Source organism: Paenibacillus qinlingensis, assembly GCF_013204845.1.
Taxonomy (GTDB): domain Bacteria; phylum Bacillota; class Bacilli; order Paenibacillales; family NBRC-103111; genus Paenibacillus_E; species Paenibacillus_E qinlingensis.
In genome coordinates this window covers 105,231-122,291 of sequence record NZ_JABMKY010000013.1, presented here as the reverse complement: position 1 = coordinate 122,291, position 17,061 = coordinate 105,231, and the positions used below count along the sequence as shown (strand labels likewise).

Annotated in this window: 14 protein-coding genes; 5 read left to right on the top strand and 9 right to left on the bottom strand. The window is 45.5% G+C overall.

Annotated features, from left to right (window positions below):
* Positions 1–62: 62 nt before the first annotated feature.
* On the bottom strand, positions 63–1,382 hold the full coding sequence (locus HQN88_RS22135) for an ABC transporter substrate-binding protein (RefSeq protein ID WP_216855779.1): 1,320 nt from the start codon (positions 1,380–1,382) through the stop codon (positions 63–65).
* Between the two features lie 259 nt (positions 1,383–1,641).
* Between HQN88_RS22135 and HQN88_RS22130 the strand changes: the two genes are divergently transcribed.
* Positions 1,642–1,827 carry a hypothetical protein gene (locus tag HQN88_RS22130; RefSeq protein WP_173116572.1) on the top strand — a complete coding sequence of 62 codons (186 nt, stop codon included), beginning with the start codon at positions 1,642–1,644 and terminating at the stop codon, positions 1,825–1,827.
* 492 nt (positions 1,828–2,319) lie between these two features.
* The gene (locus tag HQN88_RS22125) at positions 2,320–3,303 is read left to right on the top strand and encodes a 2-hydroxyacid dehydrogenase (protein ID WP_173116570.1); all 984 of its coding nucleotides are present in this window, start codon (positions 2,320–2,322) and stop codon (positions 3,301–3,303) included.
* 380 nt (positions 3,304–3,683) lie between these two features.
* Here HQN88_RS22125 and HQN88_RS22120 read toward each other — a convergent pair whose 3' ends face one another.
* Positions 3,684–5,324: a 3-keto-alpha-glucoside-1,2-lyase-like domain-containing protein gene (locus HQN88_RS22120; RefSeq protein ID WP_173116568.1), complete on the bottom strand. Its 1,641-nt coding sequence runs from the start codon at positions 5,322–5,324 to the stop codon at positions 3,684–3,686.
* Positions 5,325–5,676: 352 nt separating this feature from the next.
* The gene (locus tag HQN88_RS22115; RefSeq protein ID WP_173116566.1) at positions 5,677–6,768 is read right to left on the bottom strand and encodes a threonine aldolase family protein; all 1,092 of its coding nucleotides are present in this window, start codon (positions 6,766–6,768) and stop codon (positions 5,677–5,679) included.
* Between the two features lie 109 nt (positions 6,769–6,877).
* On the opposite strand from HQN88_RS22115, the gene HQN88_RS22110 reads away from it, so the two are divergent.
* The gene (locus HQN88_RS22110; protein ID WP_173116564.1) at positions 6,878–7,177 is read left to right on the top strand and encodes a Rieske (2Fe-2S) protein; all 300 of its coding nucleotides are present in this window, start codon (positions 6,878–6,880) and stop codon (positions 7,175–7,177) included.
* Between the two features lie 212 nt (positions 7,178–7,389).
* Positions 7,390–8,151, top strand: a complete 762-nt coding sequence (locus HQN88_RS22105) for a MerR family transcriptional regulator (RefSeq protein WP_173116562.1) — start codon at positions 7,390–7,392, stop codon at positions 8,149–8,151.
* A 160-nt stretch (positions 8,152–8,311) separates the two neighbouring features.
* On the opposite strand, the gene HQN88_RS22100 is transcribed toward HQN88_RS22105, so the two are convergent.
* The 4 genes from HQN88_RS22100 to HQN88_RS22085 all read right to left on the bottom strand — a co-directional run bounded on the left by HQN88_RS22100 (position 8,312) and on the right by HQN88_RS22085 (position 12,870).
* On the bottom strand, positions 8,312–9,694 hold the full coding sequence (locus HQN88_RS22100; protein ID WP_173116560.1) for an MATE family efflux transporter: 1,383 nt from the start codon (positions 9,692–9,694) through the stop codon (positions 8,312–8,314).
* Between the two features lie 509 nt (positions 9,695–10,203).
* Positions 10,204–10,869: a hypothetical protein gene (locus tag HQN88_RS22095; protein ID WP_173116558.1), complete on the bottom strand. Its 666-nt coding sequence runs from the start codon at positions 10,867–10,869 to the stop codon at positions 10,204–10,206.
* A 136-nt stretch (positions 10,870–11,005) separates the two neighbouring features.
* A complete protein-coding gene (locus HQN88_RS22090; protein ID WP_173116556.1) occupies positions 11,006–12,025 on the bottom strand; it encodes a Gfo/Idh/MocA family protein in 1,020 nt (339 codons plus the stop codon).
* Between the two features lie 2 nt (positions 12,026–12,027).
* Positions 12,028–12,870 carry a sugar phosphate isomerase/epimerase family protein gene (locus HQN88_RS22085; protein WP_173116554.1) on the bottom strand — a complete coding sequence of 281 codons (843 nt, stop codon included), beginning with the start codon at positions 12,868–12,870 and terminating at the stop codon, positions 12,028–12,030.
* 150 nt (positions 12,871–13,020) lie between these two features.
* Between HQN88_RS22085 and HQN88_RS22080 the strand changes: the two genes are divergently transcribed.
* Positions 13,021–13,929 carry an AraC family transcriptional regulator gene (locus tag HQN88_RS22080; RefSeq protein ID WP_173116552.1) on the top strand — a complete coding sequence of 303 codons (909 nt, stop codon included), beginning with the start codon at positions 13,021–13,023 and terminating at the stop codon, positions 13,927–13,929.
* Positions 13,930–14,010: 81 nt separating this feature from the next.
* Here HQN88_RS22080 and HQN88_RS22075 read toward each other — a convergent pair whose 3' ends face one another.
* Positions 14,011–15,720 (bottom strand): hypothetical protein, encoded by a 1,710-nt coding sequence (locus tag HQN88_RS22075; protein WP_173116550.1) that lies wholly within the window; start codon positions 15,718–15,720, stop codon positions 14,011–14,013.
* Positions 15,721–15,755: 35 nt separating this feature from the next.
* Positions 15,756–17,054 (bottom strand): efflux RND transporter periplasmic adaptor subunit, encoded by a 1,299-nt coding sequence (locus HQN88_RS22070; RefSeq protein ID WP_173116548.1) that lies wholly within the window; start codon positions 17,052–17,054, stop codon positions 15,756–15,758.
* Positions 17,055–17,061 lie beyond the last annotated feature (7 nt).

The following is a 17,061-nucleotide window of genomic DNA, read 5'->3' as shown; positions in this document are numbered from 1 at the left end:
ATATAAGATCGGGTGTAGCTTCGATAGCTTTCACGAGAGCTTCACCCGATTCAAGCGGACGATTAATTGGTCAAAATATCATTGATTTGCTTATCCATGGTTTTCAAACCGTCCTCCGGAGATTGCTTACCGAATAGGATGTTCTGTAAGGACTCTGAAACCGTCGTGATAATCGTTGTGTATTTATCTGTTTTCGGTGCAAATTTCACCGTCTTCTGAGCTTCGATAAAGAAATTACGATAAGGCAGCTTTTTGTACTCATCGCTTGTCGTTACTGCGCTGTTGGCGGGTACGTGTCCGGCTTGGCCCCACGTTTTGCCACCAATCTCAGAGAAGTACTTCATGAATTTCGCTGAAGCTTCTTGCTTCTCTGTTGTTACATAGGACGGCACGACGAGCAAATGGGAGCTTCCCCAGTGTGTTTGGCTGCCGAAGATCGCAGGCAGCGTCATCGCACCAATGTTCAAAGCTTTATCGTTAAGCAGTAGTCCCGCTTCCCACACACCACCGAACCATAGGGCAGCTTTCCCGCTGTGGAAGGAATCCCAAGGCGTTTTATCATTGAGATCACTGTATTTGTTTTTGTACAAATCCATGTAAAACTTAAGGACATTCAATGCTTTCTCATTGTTGATCGCGGATTTCGTCATATCCCCATTCAAAATATCGCCGCCTGCTTCATAGTACAAATTCAGGAAGGGCTCTTGGAAATAGGGTGTATTCACGGCAAGCGCCTGCACACCAGGTACCTTCGCTTGAATTTGCGCAAGTGTTTTCTTAAAGCCATCTGGCGTTAAATCACCCAGTTTCGGTGTGCCATCATCATTCAGCAGCTCGGCTTTCTTGAGCAAATCCTTGTTGTAATAGAACATATGGAAATGTGTATCTAACGGTACGGCGTACGGCTTTCCGTCATAGCTCACGCTTTTGATGTTGGAATCTGAGACTTGTTTCAGATCAAAACCAACCTTGCTGGCAAGCCCATCCAGAGGTAGAATTTGCTTCGCTTTGACGAAGGGAGATATCCGATCCACGTGGGCGACTGCAACATCTGGGCCTTTGGATGAGGAAAGTGCCGTGCTAAGCTTCGCATAGTACTCATTCGATTCTAAGCGAAGCTGTTTCACGATGACTTCCTTCTGGGAATCGTTATATCCTTTGACGATTTGATCTACGAAATCGCCTTCGCCACCGCCGAACATATTCCAGAAAGTGATCTCTACGGGACTCGCTGATTTGGTTGTCTCTGCGGCTTTCGTAGTCGCTGGAGCCGTTGTCGCAGCAGCTGTTTTGGTATCGCTTTCTTTTGTGCTCGAGCAGCCTGTCGCTACCATAGCAAGCGCAATACTTGCGGTAAGTACACTTGTTAATTTCTTTTTCATTGGGATGAACAACCCTCTCTCATTCGGTTTATGTTAGTTTCGAAAGCCCTTTCAATCTGATGTAAGGGCTTTCCTTGGTTCTAACTTTACAGGGAATCGCTCCGCGTCTAAACCGATAAAACCGTCAACTTTAGGGAACAAACGTAAGATATCATCAGGATGTGTGAAGGATTGATGGTGACGATGTTACGATTGGAGGGGTGAATCGTACGGAGGCGTGATTGAATTGGTGGGGACTGGGCTAGATTGAGGGGTTGGGTTGGGTTGGGTTGGGTTGGGTTGGGTTGGGTTGGGTTGGGTTGGGTTGGGTTGGGTTGGGTTGGGTTGGGTTGGGTTGGGTTGGGTTGGGTTGGGTTGGTTGCTTACACTACTTCAAGGTGCTCCCTTTCGTCTCCTGAGCTTGCGCAACCAGGTTAACTGGAAAACATACAGCTATTTCGTGTGAAAATCGCAATTATTTAAATATAAATGGAAAATATACAGTTAATTCCCTCAGAACTCCCCACATCCTCGAAATTCGAAGAAATTAGCTGGAGGAAATCCAGTTATTCCGTAATTGAGGCCAGAAGTGACCCATTTAGATGGAGGAATTCCAGTTATTTCTTCTGGGTTACTCGACATTAACCATTTCATCCTCCAGCCTTTCCTCTGACTAACTCTATCTACTCAAATCTATAGCCACATGTTACGATTGGAGTAGACATCGAACCTTCTTTTGCAAAAAGAATTCTACATCTCTAGCTCTCTAGTAGAATTAAATATAATATTCCGATAAGTTTAGCTATAATATAACAGACTACATAAAGACTGCTTTGACTGTCAGATCATCTTTGTTCAAAAAAGAAGTAAAGTGCCTCGTCGGAAGCGTAAGCCGCCATTCAAATAAAACGTGATCCCAGCACTTATACTCAATTAAGAAACTCAAGGAGGAATACTCATGTCGACCAAGCCCAAAATACTCGTTACCCACAAATTACCGGAAGCCGTTCAAGATTATTTGAATCTCCATGGTGATTGTACGTTCTGGAATCAGGAAGGCAGTATGCCTCGAAATGTCATCTTGGACAAAATCTCAGATGCGGAGGGAATCTTGGGAGGAACGATTGACGAGGAGCTGTTAAGTCGTGCACCAAAGCTTCGCGTAGCGAGTACCTCTTCAGTCGGGTACAATCATTTTGATATAGATGCAATGAGATCCCATGGTGTAATTGGTACACATACACCTTACGTACTGGACAGTACCGTAGCCGATCTCGTACTTGCGTTGATGCTCAGTGCAGGGCGAAGAATCGCAGAATTGGACGCTTATGTGAAACAGGGGAATTGGCAAAAGGGAACAAGCGGTACCGAATTATTCGGTGTGGATGTTCATCATTCAACACTCGGAATCATCGGCATGGGACGGATTGGCGAAGCGATTGCTCAGCGGGCTGTGTTCGGCTTCGATATGAACCTGCTATATCATAGTCGCGGTCCCAAAAAAGAAGTAGACGAGCGCTTTAATGCCCGCTTCTGCGAGCTGGATGAGTTGCTACGTGAATCCGACTACATCGTTGTGATGACGCCTCTAACTCCTGAGACGAAACATATGATTGGGGAGGAGCAGTTTAACCAGATGAAGTCATCTGCCATCTTCATCAATGCCTCCCGGGGAGCAACCGTAGACGAGCAAGCGCTGATTAAGGCGCTTCAGCAAGGAAAAATTCGCGGAGCCGGTCTGGATGTTTTCGATATCGAGCCAACTCCTGTGGATAATCCGTTGTTAGCCATGCCGAATGTGGTCACTTTACCTCATATCGGTTCGGCCACTGCAAGAACTCGTAATGACATGGCTGAGCTTGCTGCCAAGAATCTTGTCGAAGCTTTAAATGGTGGTCAAGCCTATGTCGTACAGGAACTAAAAGATTTGGTTACGAGTTAACGCTTAGGATCCATTCCCTGTTGTAAACGGCTGCGCCACCCTTCGAGAAACTTAGCCAAATTTTTAACGGACGTGACAGCCGCTATTCTCTGAAAATGAGGCAGTTTTGATTTATAATGGTCACCAGAGGCGTTATTAACTGATTTACGTGCCAACATATGTGGCAAGAGACTGAATAACGGTCGTGGCGGCCATTACATTTGGACTCCCTACTTTTCTCATCAAATAACGGCTCTCCTGTCCATAACGCATTAAAAATAAAAACTAACCTTGCCTCACAACGAGTTCCCTCTGCTGCTCTTACCTCATAACTAATACTTTATATCTATCAAAAAAGAGCCCTTGGGCTCTTTTTTTTCAATAGATTAGTTGTAAACAAGTTAGTTCAGAGATATATTGTCAAAACTCACACTATTCCCGAAGCCACCACGGACCCCGATCGTCCCACTTACAAATGTTGTATCGGTAAAATTAATTTTTGGCGTAGCCATATCGCCTACGTACACCTTAATATTTCCTTCATTGACTACGATCTTCATGTGATACCAGGTGTTCGTGCTGATCGTTGTGCTGACAAGCCCCAGTTGCGTCCAGTTATTGTTAAAACGACCTAACCACACTTGCCCCGCCGAATCAATACCCGCTGCGTACCCATTCAAACTGTCTGTTCCCGTCGCTGGATTCGTCACATTAAAAATAAGACTGCCTTGTCCCGCGTTGTTAAGCTTAATATCTCCTTCAAGGGTATAGTTTCGCTTGGACGGATACGGAGTAAGTATCGATTTATCTCCGCTCGCTGAAGTTACATTGTAGGTTCCCCCGCTAATTGTCCAAGTTCCTCCATAACGAGCCCACCCCGAATCATTGGAGGCAAAATCATTCGAATACGTGCTCAACAACGTGCCGAACTTCACCTGGACATTATGACCACCGCCAGTTCGGTTAACCGAGTCGATAAATGCAATTTCGTTCGAAGTTGTTTGATACATAGCGGACCAGAACGAGTTGCCAAAAGCTGTCGTATCATTGGTATACCAGGAATTGCCGTAATCATTGGAAATGGAAAGCACATTGGCATTGGAGGTCAGTAAGATCCTCCCATCTGTCAGTGAAAGCAGATAAGGACCACCTTGTTGACTTGGTACTTGCGTGCCGATACCGCTTGCCCACGTTTTGCCATCACTGCTTTTCTTTATAAACACATTACAGCTTTGCGTACCACAAACCTCAAAGGTCACCATATACTGGCCATTGTTCATTTTTTGCCATACCGGCATACCAGGCCGTGCTGCTGCATTGCTTGGATCCCAAGCAACATAAATCTCACTTCCCCAGCTTGCGCCGCCGTTCGTAGAAAGCTTCTCCGAAATAATTTGACTATACGATGGACTCTCCGTCACATGCTTTTCGTTCGCATACATGACAGCCAGCGTGCCGTCGCTCAAAATTTGCATATGCGGCTCGTATACGCCTTTATCTGGATTGCCCAGTGTACCAGGAGCACCCGTTTTCTCATCGATGGTGCTTAGATAGCTCCAATTTGTGCCACCATTCGTACTTTTGTACACTTTTAACTGGTAAGATTCCTGCCAACGCACTGATCTCATCGCCAACAAAATATCACCGTTCGCCAGCTGCGCGAATTGTCCGTTATCCAGATCACGTCCATCTTCCCATAACGTCGCCGCTAAAGTCCACGTACGGCAATTATCTGTGCTGAGGAATACCTGCAATCGCGTACCACCCCAGGATACTTTGGTATAACCGTTATTATCATATATAGCTGCAACCGCTAACCAGTTCCCATTGGCAAGCTTGATCATTCGCGGGTATTCCGAGCCGAAAGTACCTGGACTAATGCCACGTGCATCCGTTCCGGCATCTGTAAATGTGTTGATATTCGCAATAGTGACTGAAGACCCCCAAGTTATCGGCCCATTTGCAGCAAATGCCGGAAGTATGCCGAATATCATCATAATACTGGCCAGACTGAGTATCAAAGCTAAGCTCTTTTTGAACATATCATTTCCCTCCAATAGTGTAAGTAATAACGACCATTTGATTACCTGGCGGTCTTTGCTAGGTGTCCCTCCTCCTGACCATGAGATAGATCCGCAATAAAATGTAAGGGCTTACTTTTTGAAGTATACCGATTCTTCTCGAGCATCAACACCTACAATCTGACGGATTAAGGTGACAAATGTTACGATTTACGCCTATTCAGTAACACCGCTCTACCCACGTGGAGTACAAAGTTACGATTGCCTCAAATCAGCGTTCCTTAACAGCAAATAGCGCACTGTTGTTCCGCTTCATCAAACCAAGCAGAACAACAGTGCGCTATGAGTTACACTTCATAGATAGATCGGCTTGCTATCCCTTCCGCAACCCTGCGTCCAACCGATCAAACGTCAACTTCAGCAGATCCTTTGGAATTTGTCCGAATGCATCCCCAATGCTTACTTCGAACGAACAAATCCCCTCACTTGATTCACGCAGATAATGTATCAACCCTACGCTTGTCTCCGCATACAACCCAATTAGGATCGGCTCCAGCTTCTCTTTTGGCATCGAGATATGAACGTGGAACATATTCGTAACCGGTACCCGCGGCAAGGTAGTCACGTGCTGACAGTTATTATAACGTGCAGCAAGCTCCCGCGCTTCCTCATAATATTGCCCCATCTTTGGCTCACGTTGTTTGAAATAGTAGCTTGCACTGAGGTAATAAGGATATAGAGAGATCAAATCGCCGCCATGCCGCCTTTTCCAAACCTTCGATTTCGCCGTAAACGCCTCATCGCCAGCCAGAATCGCACCTGCTATCCCACCGATTCCTTTGTAGAAAGAGATGTACACACTATCGAAAAGCGCACACAGCTCTGCCGCAGACTTCTGGTAGTATGGCAGCACCTCGTATAACCTCGCACCATCCAACTGCAACTTGATTCCCTTCGCACGACAATGTGCCGAAATCGCTACGAGCTCTTCATACGGAGGCAATACACCACCAATTTCTCGCTGAGGCAACTCAATCAATAGACATGCAATTTCCTCTTTTAGCTCAAGAATCTCATCCAATCGAATCAAGCGATCCTTCTCACCCAGCAAAATCGATTCAATCTGGTGCAGCTCCTTCAAGCCATCCTCTTCATGAATTTCCAAATGACTTAGCGGATGATACGCAACCTTGCGGATTCCCTTCTCATCACACCAAATACGTAGAGCAATCTGCTGTGCCATCGTCCCGCTGGGGAAGAACACAGCCTTCTCTTTGCCAAGATACGCGGCCATTTCCGCCTGGAAGCTCTCGATACTTTCACCGGTTCCATATATATCACTCTCAAGCTTGCCGTCCAGCCCATCCAAGGCTTCTTTTAAAATTTGAATATTTCTGCGGCCGTGCCCACCTACTGGATACGAGGTTTCGCGAAAGGCTGCTGCTAATGGAGAAAGTGTACTCATGTGGATCGTGCTCCTTTGTTTTTGCCATCTGCTTAGAGATCTTTGCTGTCGTTTGGATTATAATAAAATAAATGAAGATATATATCCCCTTGTGAAAAGGAGCATCCCCATGACTGAAATCCTAATTGGTTCTAAGGAACAGTTTACTGCAAACCCGTCCGAAGTGAAAGTGAATGGCAAGCGATTTTTCCTTACGGAAGCGGATGGTGTCTACACGTTGCTCTCTAGCCGATGCCCCCACGCTGGTTATGCGGTCGAACTTGAGAATGGTGAATTGGAATGTCCGCTGCATGGCTGGACCTTTGAAGTGCACACAGGCCGTTGCCACAATGTTCCTAACGCAAGGCTTCAACCCTTTGACGTCATCGAAAAAGAAGGTCTTCTATTCGCAGTGATGGACCTGTCTTAACTGTATATTTTACGAATGGACAAGCTATACTATGGGCTGTTGTTATCACCTGGTGGCGGCTATCACTGCGCTGCACGCTCTCATTCCCATTTTCACAAGACACCCTTCTGCCCTCAGGGCTCAAGGGCTCTTGGTCATCCCACAAGATAAAAAAAGGTATTGACATTCACGCTACGTAAACCTTTACAGTTAAGTTGTCAGGAGGTGAGCAGATGGAATACACGGTACAGCACTTGGGGAAGTTGGCTGGAATCAGCACCCGTACACTACGCTACTATGATGAGATTGAACTTCTTATGCCGGCAAGAATCAACTCATCTGGATATCGCATCTATGGGCAAAATGAGGTGGATCGACTGCAGCAGATTTTATTTTATCGGGAGCTGGGCATTTCTCTGGAGCAAATTAAAGAAATCATGTCGTCCCCAACTTATGACGGAACCCGTGCACTGATGGACCATCGAGAACAACTTCTCGACAAGCGGAGACAATTGGATATTCTCATTGCCAATGTTGAACAAACCATTGCTTCCAAAGAAGGGAGACTTACCATGTCGAATAAAGAGAAATTTGAAGGTTTCAAACAAAAGTTAATTGATGATAACGAGAAGAAATACGGGAAAGAGATTCGTGAGAAATACGGCGATGACCAAGTGAATAAGAGCAATCAAAAACTACACAATATGACGCAAGAACAGCACGAAGAGGTGACTCGATTAGCGGGGGAAGTAGCCGATACCTTAGCTGAGGCTTTCAAGCTAGGAGATCCTGCAAGTGAACTTGCACAAAAAGCCGCTGATTTGCACAAACAATGGCTCATGTCCTATTGGAGTGAATACAGTAAAGAAGCGCATGCTGGGCTTGCCCAAATGTATGTGGATGATGAACGTTTCAAAGCCTACTATGATGTGAAGCAACCAGGTACGGCAGAGTTTCTAAGAGATGCGATCCACATCTATACAGGGGTACACTAGCACGTTTTCTATGATTTCCTGCAAACATCCAATACTTTTACAAGAAACTGAATATAGTATGATTACCAGCCGCCAGCCACAACCTTCTTGTCATCTTTTTCATAATACGAAAGAAGCCTAGCACTCTCTCATCAAGAGTTCTAGGCTTCTTCATTTACCATTAAGCTGTTTGGGCCAATGCCTCACCGCTTGGTTTAACTAGTGATTTACTTTGCCACACACGGCTCCGCCAACGCAGATACATCAGCAAGCCTCTCACCCACTCATCAACTGTAAAAGCAATCCATACACCCAGTAAACCCATCTCCATATGAATACCCAGATAGTAGGCTAATGGAACAGCAATCCCCCACATCGAGACGACCCCCATCATCACAGGGAATCTAGCATCTCCAGCAGCACGTAAGGAATTAATGACAACCAAGTTAAAAGTTCTACCGGGTTCTAGAATGATAGAAAGAAGTAGAATGGTCGATCCCATAGCAATAATATCGGGATTATCTGTAAATAGTCCAAGCAGTTCCCTACGGAAAATCGATGTAATGCCCACGATAACGAATGTTAGAACAAAAGTAATTTTCAAGCTTCGGATCAACTTATGATAAGCTGCTTGGAAAGCCCCTGCACCCACCATATGGCCAATAATAATTTCGGTCCCCATGCCAATTGCCATGCCCAAGGCCATGAAATAATTGGTTACATTCATCACGTACACATGCGCACTTAGCGCTGTGGCCCCGATAATATTAATAAAGCTGAAAATCATCAAATATTGGGACTGCCATGAAATATGCTCTCCAGCAGAAGGTAATCCAATACTAAGAATTTGCTTCACAATCTTCGACTTGAATGTCACATAATGCTTGAGTAGAATGGGAACCTGTAAGCGACGGTACAAGATGACCACAAGAACAATAAGTCCAAGAAGTCGACTTACAACCGTTGAAACAGCCGCGCCCGTAACCCCCCATTCAGGGAAACCCAGATTTCCGAAAATCAGGAGACTGTTACCTACAATGTGAATCACATTAACCCCCAACGTAACGAACATCACGTCTCGGGTCTGACCATTAGAGCGTAGTACAGAAGAAATCGCATACGACAATGCTTCAATCCAAATAAATGCGGAGATGATCGTTAAGTATTTCTTGGCGATCGCAATTTGCTGAGGATCCAAATGCATCAGATGCATCAACGGCTCACCAAACACGACTAACGCGATACTCACCAGAATGCCAAAAATCAAATTAATCGTAATGGCTAAGGCAGAAATCCGACTTGCTTCCTTCACCTTGCCTGCTCCGAGATGCTGTGCAACAGCCACACTCGTTCCAATACCTACAAAACCAAACATCAAAATACAGAACACGATGATTTCATTCGCTAAACCCACGGCTCCCGTTACTTCATCGGAAATTCGGCTTAACATGAAAACATCCGCAGTACCTAACATCATGCGTAAAACAGAGTCAATAAAAATCGGCCAAGTGACTGCGAATAGACGGAGTTTTTGCCACGATGCTGTTGAATCTATGTCTTTCATTCGTCTTCACCTCTAGTTATTACAAATGCAATTAGCATAGAATACGAAAGCGATTGCAGTCAAATACAAATAATTAACACTCAGACTTGCTGTATCCTCCCTCTAGGAGTTAGTCGATTTCTTCGACTAACTCCTAGAGGGGGCGCTTCCGGGTGCGAGTTAGTCGATTTCTTCGACTAACTCCTTCTCGCGAGGCGCTTCCGGGCGCGAGTTAGTCGATTTCTTCGACTAACTCCTTCTCGCGGGGCGCTTCCGAGCGCGAGTTAGTCGATTTCTTCGACTAACTACTTCTCGCGAGGCTCTTCTGGTGCGAGTTAGTCGATTTCTTCGACTAACTCCTTCTCGCGGGGCGCTTCTGGTGCGAGTTAGTCGATTTCTTCGACTAACTCCTTCTCGCGGGGCGCTTCCGGGTGCGAGTTAGTCGATTTCTTCGACTAACTTCTTCTCACGAGGCGCTTCCGGGTGTGAGTTAGTCGATTTCTTCGACTAACTCACCTCAAACCGAATTATTAATTACGATGCAAAAGAGCAATAGCCTTTTCAGTAATCATAAATTTATGACATCTCATAGAACCTCCGCCGATTGCGTGCACCAAACGTTTGTATTCCAACTCTCGCATTATTTTGCGGCAAGTCTCTCTCTTTAATTGAAGCCACCTACAAACATCCGTCAATAGAAAAGGGTTATTACATAGCAACGCGAATCTCAAAACTTCCCGCTCATATACAGGCAGCTGGTTCAACCCTGCACCTTCTACATTTCCAATACGGCCAATCAATTCGTATAAGTTTCTTTGGCAGAAACTCGTTTTTTTCTCTAGTTCATCGCGACTATACGGGAAGTAAGTGTACCCAAGTATCGCAACTGAACGTGCTCGCGCCCTCTCAAATGAAAAGCGGTCTCTCGTGATTTTCTCGGCGTGAGTAACGAAGCTATCCTCCTCGAACACGATCCGCAGCAAGGGGTGACACACGTCACCATATATTTTGGCCCCTGACAAACTCAACATCTCATATTCAAGCACCAAACCATCGAGTGTCCCCAATACCGGTAACAGCACACCCTCCAATAGTTTCTTCGTTCCAGTCAAATCTCTGCCCAACATCTCAAGCCGCTGCCCACTTGCACTTTGCATTTGTTCCTTCCAAAAGATTGAATATTCCTTCTCAAACACTTAATCGCCTCCTAAAAAAATAAAAACGCCGCTAGCTCCAAAAAGAGAGCTAGCGGCGTGTGCTTCACGCGTTAATAACCTTATATTTTAACGATATCAAAATTATTGTCTCATAAATCTCGATTTTCAAAGTCCTTTATTTCACTTCTACCCAAGCACCTTGCTTGTCTGCAGATGTGATCTCAGCGACAGCAATTTCAATCGTTTCCCGTGTACTTGCAGGTGTTGCTGTTGTAATCGACTCCCCTGATAGGAGCGTCTCCACGAAGTATTTCAGCTCCAAGTAGTAGCCCATCTCTGGTGAAAGCTCTGGGTTAAACCCAGGCGCATCATTCGGATTTACTTTTAGGCCGTTCGCGCCAAAAATAATGTTCGCTTTTTCGAAATTAACGCGGTACTGCATGTCAAAGCCATAGTCACCTTCCAGTGTCCAGTCGGCTTGCGCATTGATAACTTTGCCATCCCCGTACAAATAATTCGTGGACACGACATCATAGCCACTGCCTGGAACTACGTTACGTGCTAAGCAGGAGACAGATCCGGGTTTTCCGAACAGCCAATTGACCATATCAATATCATGAACATGCATATCGAGCAAAGCGCCGCCGCTCTTCTCTTTGTCGATTAGCCATGGTCCCCAAGTCGGCGTAGCGCCGCCGCGGTAGAAATAACCACTTGTTACATTACCGTAAGTCCCATTCTCTACAGCTTCTTTCAAGTATACATAGGCTGGCCAAAAGCGCAGACACTGTCCAATCATCAACTGCTTACCATTCGCTTCAGCAGCTTCAATCATCTCTGCACACTCTTGCGGATTTGAAGCCATTGGCTTCTCACACAGCACGTGCAGCCCTTTATTTAGACATTCTATCGTAATATCACGGTGCAGGTATGTCGGGAGAGCTAGATCCACGTAATCCAGTTGTTCTTTCTCAATCATCTCGGACACACTTGTATATTTCGCATAGAGGTTGAAATCGATCGCCGAATCACCTGTATCAATATTGCCAGCAACTGCGTTGCCTTCTAGTTTAACCGGGTCAATATCACATAACGCGACAACTTTAATCGCAACACCTTCTGCTTCCAAGCGTACATAATTCTCCAAATGTGTTCTTCCCATGAAGCCTAGTCCAACTAATCCGATTCTTAGCATGATTATTTCCTCCCTAGAATAGCATCCATAGCGCCTGATGTGTTGTAAACAATTTGCTCACCGTGATGCGTATAGCCAGGGATCATTTCAGCGATCACATAATCTTCGTACCCGATGGTTTGAAGGGCCTTCACTACTTCCGGATAATTCACATCGCCTGCAAGCAGGTCAACGAAACCATGTAAACCGCCAGCTGCGCGGCGATAGTCTTTGAAATGTACTTTTTTGATGCGATGGCTCAAAATAGAAATCCAGTGCTCCGGATACCCAGAGAAGATCACGTTTCCTACATCGAAATACGCACCTACATATGGGGAGTTAACTTTATCAATAAAATCCCGCATTTCCAGCGGTGATAGTAAAAATTTGTTCCACACATTTTCAATCCCAATCGAAACCTTCAAGGACTCGGCAACCGCCGAAAGCTCCTGAATCGCTTCTAAGGAGTAGTCATAAGCTTGGTCATACGGAACCACTTCAGAATCAGGTATGAAATCAACACCTACTGCACCAGGCACAACCAAAATCGTATCAACACCAAGTGCCGCGGCGTGCTCAAGCTGCTTCTTCACAATGTCCTTCGCTTTCTGGCGCGTTTGCGGGGCACTGCTTGTCAAGGAATAGGACCAGAATAAGCCTGTTGCTAAGCTGCTTACCTCAATCCCTGTATCGTCAGCATGCTGGCGGTACGCACGCACTTCGCTTTCCGTGCTTTCCAGACTAAGCTCACCTGTTTCGTTCAAAGCTAACTCAATGCCATCAAAGCCGGCTTTTTTCGCAGTCGTAATGCAATCTTTCACGCTCATGGAGCCTGGAAATGACCAAATATTAATCCCTTTTTTCATTGATAATCGCCTCCGCTTCTTTCCTTTATTATAAAAGAGTGATGTCCCATTGGATTTATCTATTAAGCCGAATTATTTGCACTCTAGCTAATTTGAATATGGTAAAATGGCTGTAATCGGGAAGAAAATCCCCTAGAGAGGACGGACAGCATGGATTTCCCAAGAATTTATTTACAGGAATCACTTTCAATCGAAGCGCTCATTTCCTTTCACTATTTTGAATATGCCAAAGGCTTTGTATTTGATGGTGAACAGCACGACTTCTGGGAAATTCTCTACGTGGACAAAGGTGAAGTCGAGGTGCGCGCCGATGATGTCATCCATACCCTCCAGCAGGGGAATATGATTTTCCACAAGCCTGAGGAGTTTCATACCGTTCATGTCAGACATGCACATAAGCCGCCTAATCTCATCGTCATCGCCTTCGCCTGCCATTCTGAGGCCATGTCTCAGCTAGCTAATAAAGTCGTACCGTTAGGCGATCGCGAACGCAATATGCTTTCAATCATCACCCAAGAGGGATTTCATGCGTTTCTCCCTCCCTTCGATTCGCCTTCCGTTCATTTGTTAGAAAGAAACGAAGAAGCGTCATTTGCTAGTGAGCAGCTTATCAAAGCTTATTTAGAAATCCTCCTTATCACGCTCATCCGTAAGCAAGCAGCTCGTGGAAACGTTCAGGAAGCTCAGAAATTGAAACAATCCTCCTTGCAAAAGGAAAAAGCTGAGGTCGGGCTAGTCGGTCAGATTATGGCCTATTTGAGTGAGCATCTTGCAGATTCATTTACCCTTGATGACCTCTGCCAGACCTTTCATCTGGGCAAAAGTCGTATGAAGGAGCTCTTTCAATCCCAGAAGGGGATGGGCATTATGGAAGCCTTCAAATCCCTCAAAATCGAGCAAGCCAAAACCTATATGCGCGAAGGACCTTATAACATAACAGAAATTGCTAGTTTACTTGGCTATACAAGCATTCATTATTTTTCAAGGGATTTTAAGAAAACCGTCGGCATGTCCCCATCGGATTATGCGAAATCCGTGAAAGCAAGGGTGCAGCGTTAAACGGATACTAACAAAAGAAAGCAGCCCGCCAGTAGATGTACTCTACTAACAGGCTGCTTTTTCTGTACGTTGCTTACGCAATTATTTCATTACTTTGATTAAACGTTTAGCAACTCCCGTTGGTGTATCAATGGCTTCATAGACATTAATCGTGAATGGAGAGCTAAATTGATCCAAATTGGCACCTGTTGCATCAATGATTTGACTGCCACTAATTAACTTATTAGGCCCATTAAAAGATGCGTCTTTAGAACCTACAACACGTCCTAAACTATCAACGATCTCAAATCTTAATTTGGAGAAATTGTTATCAACTACAACATTTGGAGCTTGAGAAATACTTAGATCCAATTTCACCTTATAGCTGTATGTCCCCTGAGCATATTGCATACTGACGGATATGTCTTTGAACGTTACATCAATCGGGTACAAGGAGATAATATTATCCGTCGTTTCCTTCTGTAGGTCCGTTTGCAGAGCAGCAATCGTCGTCGTAAACGGTGCTGCAGCCTGTGCGTCTAATATTTTCAGAGCAAAGCTTTCACTATCTTCCGATTGTGGAACAATATAAGAATAGCTGACCACATAGCTGAGTCCGGGATTCAACATGCTAGTCACATTCGTTTGACGAACACCTTGGTAGGAAGCTCCTAGCTTACTTGTTAGCTCCGTCAAGAATGCTGGTGTTGCGGTTGGTGTTGTGCTTGTGTTCGTTAATTTAAATTTCGCGACTGCAGTCTTGTAGCCTTCACCCGGGTTCTCATGCAAGTGCAGCTCCATTAAGGATACTTCCGTCGCTTTATCAATCACTTTGGTTTGTGCATTGAAAGAAATCGGTTTGCCGATCGTATACGCTTCTGCTGCTGCACTCGCCCCATCTACCGGCCAGTTGATCGCCAACTTAGCTGTTGCCAATTCAGATGGTTGACCGCCGTCTTTCGGTACAAACGTATCCGTCGATAGCACGACCACATTCGTTAACGTCACACCGCTTTCCACTGGAATTGCGTAGTGGATGTAAGTCGTTTCTCCTGCTGCCAAGACAACTGGAGCCACTTCTGTTCGTTTTCCTTCATAGTTTTTCGACTCCGATTGCGCATCGACACGGAAAGCAGGTACCGTCTCACGACCCCCACCCGGATTGTTTACAAGGACTGTCACAAGGGCTACTCGACCTGTAGCTGTATTTTGCAAGGAAGATTCCACAGTCTTATACGTAAGACCTGAATTCACACCAGAAATAGTGAAATCTTGCCCCCACCCTGCACTAGCAATGCTTTCCAGCGCAGCACTCCCCGTACCACCATACCATACTTGAGTGGTTGGCATTGAAAGCAGCGTTGTCTCAACTTTCGGATAAGCATACAAATCGACATTCACGAACGAAAGCCCTTCAATCTTACCGATTTCCTTGGAGTCAATGGATGCGAAATAGACAAGCTCTGCAATTTCCTTCGGTTGCAAGGAAGCTTTATTACTTGCACTTGGTTTCAGCGTGTAAGAAATCCCGCTCGAAGTTTGCACGCGAAGCTCATGCTCTGGAACGCGATTTTGAGCCGTGCCACCATTGTACAAGCGAACTGTCACAGCAAGCTGTGAGCCAGTCGCTGTCGGTGTTTCAGCTACGCTTTTGATAGCAGCGCGAATATCCTTCGTTAAACCATAATTCACAGTTGGTGCGACAACAGTTGGCGTGGAAGGCTCCGCAGCCCAAGCTGCGGTACCTCCTTGAACGATCATTGCTCCCAGCATAATGGCTGTTAGACTGGATTTCCATGGTCTTTTTTTCATCTATAACGTCTCCCTTAATATGAATTTCAATGATGCTATTTGGCAGCAGGTGATGCAGTCGGTTGTGCGGATGGGGCTGGGCTTGTCACCTTTTGACCGTCTTTCAACGTGTTCTGTCCCGTGATGACCAGCTGCTCGCCTTCTTTTACGCCTTCCAGCACTTCTTGGAACTCGCCGTTAATGCGTCCAAGCTTCACTTTCCGTTTCGAATATTGGTCACCTTGTTGAACGAATACGAAGGTATCGGATTCTTCACGAATGATACTAAGTGTAGGTACAACTGCAACTTTCTCCTCGGTCTCTGTTGTCAATTGGACTTGATAACGTCCTCCTGGTTGAATCGTACGATCTGGATTCGGAACTTCCAATTCCAACGTATAGGTTTTGGTTGCTGCACTCATGATTGGCGCTAAGTAGCTAATCTTAGCTGTCCCTTTCTTGTCAGGCGTATTCGGGTTATAGTACACGAGCTCCTTCTTGTTTTTCACAAGCTGGTAGTTCGTTTCAGATAGCTCCGTTTTGATTTTGATAGGATCGATCTGCTGGACCTGACCAACTTTTCCTGCCGCCGCTGACGCTGTTTGACCAACCACGACATTGAAATCTGTCAGAATACCGCTGCCAGGAGCTTTCACTTCGAAATTCTCCAAAGAGCGAGTAGCGTCCTCCAATGATAGACGTGCGGACTCTGCTTGCGTCTCAATACTTGAGATGGAATCCGTATTATCGAAAGCAGAGAGCTTACTTTGTGCACCATCTAAGCTCATTTGAGCATTATCCAATGCTTGTTTAACTTGATCTACTTGACGCTGTACAGCAACACCTGCTTCAAAGTCATTTCTGATTTTGTTGTAATCCTGCTGAGCGTTATTCAAAGCTGTTTGGGAACGAGCTACGTTATCAGCCAAATCTTTGCGAGTATTTACTTTATTATCTCTAGCTTGCTGCAAGGAATCCGCCGCACTCTTCACTTGAAGCTCGCTCTTCCGTTTACTAGATAAGGCATCCTTATTATCAATAACGAAAAGGACATCGCCTTTCGTCACATATTCGCCTCGTTTCTTCAGAACTTCGGTAACTTCACCATTCGCCTTAGCCATCACATCAAGCGTTGTTCCGGCTATAAGATCTGCCACCTGTTCAATCGGATTACTTATTTTCTGAAGCTTGATCGCTTCCGTTTTGACCGCTTTAGGCGTTAACTGTACGGTTGCTGCATCCTTAGCCCCTGGTGCAGAGCAGGCTGTCGCCAATACCGTCGCTGCGGTTAACAGCGTAATGACCCCCATCCAGCGATATTTGCTATGCCCTCTTCGTGAACCTTCGTTAATCATCGATGTG